Annotated in this window: 1 protein-coding gene; it reads left to right on the top strand. The window is 35.9% G+C overall.

From position 1 onward, the window contains the following. On the top strand, positions 1-787 hold a 787-nt coding region (locus HMPREF0023_RS15925; RefSeq protein ID WP_017394852.1), incomplete at its 5' end, for an IS982 family transposase. Positions 788-810 lie beyond the last annotated feature (23 nt).

Below are 810 nucleotides of genomic sequence, written 5' to 3'. Positions count from 1 at the left end.
AATTTCTAATCAAAAAACCAAGTTGAAAAAGTCAGCTTTAAGCTTGTCCGAAGCAATGACCATTGTCATTTTATTTCATCAATCCGGTTTTAGATTCTTCAAATATTTTTATTGCCAAATGATCGTTCCATTCTGGAAATCTGCTTTTCCTAAACTGCTTAGCTACAACCGATTTATTGAAATCATGCCCCGTTGTTTGCAAGCTCTGAGTAGTTTCTTCCATCAGGTGAAAGGAAAAGATACGGGAATCAGTATCATTGACTCCACTAAATTGGTAGTTTGCCATAATCTTCGGATTAAAAGGCATCGTGTATTTAAAGGCTTGGCCGGTCGTGGAAAAAGTAGTACGGGTTGGTTTTATGGTTTTAAATTACATCTCGTTATCAATAATTTAGGTGAAATTATTAATCTCAAGCTGACATCGGGAAATGTTCATGATGTTGCTATATTAGAATCTTTAACTCAAGAATTAAAAGGGATCCTACTCGGAGACAAAGGCTATTTGAGCAAAGCAAAAGCCGAAGCTTTAGCAGCAAGAGGACTGAAAATATTGACCCCATCACGTCGGAATATGAAAAATAAACCCATCCAAACTGAAGAAGAAAAACAATTACTTTGCAGAAGAGGATTGATCGAAACAGTGAATGATCAATTAAAAAATTTACATCAACTTGAACATTCACGTCATCGTTCGGTAAATAACTTCATGGTGAATATCATGGCTGCTGTAGTGGCTTATTGTTTGAACCCCAATAAGCCAACTTTCCAAAATATGCTAAAAGGTTAAGTGGATTTCATCGAACTCAGGTT

It is taken from the genome of Acinetobacter sp. ATCC 27244, from assembly GCF_000156555.1.
GTDB classification, from domain to species: Bacteria; Pseudomonadota; Gammaproteobacteria; order Pseudomonadales; family Moraxellaceae; genus Acinetobacter; species Acinetobacter haemolyticus.
Note: the sequence above shows the minus strand (reverse complement) of the source record. Positions and strands in the feature narration are given on the sequence as shown.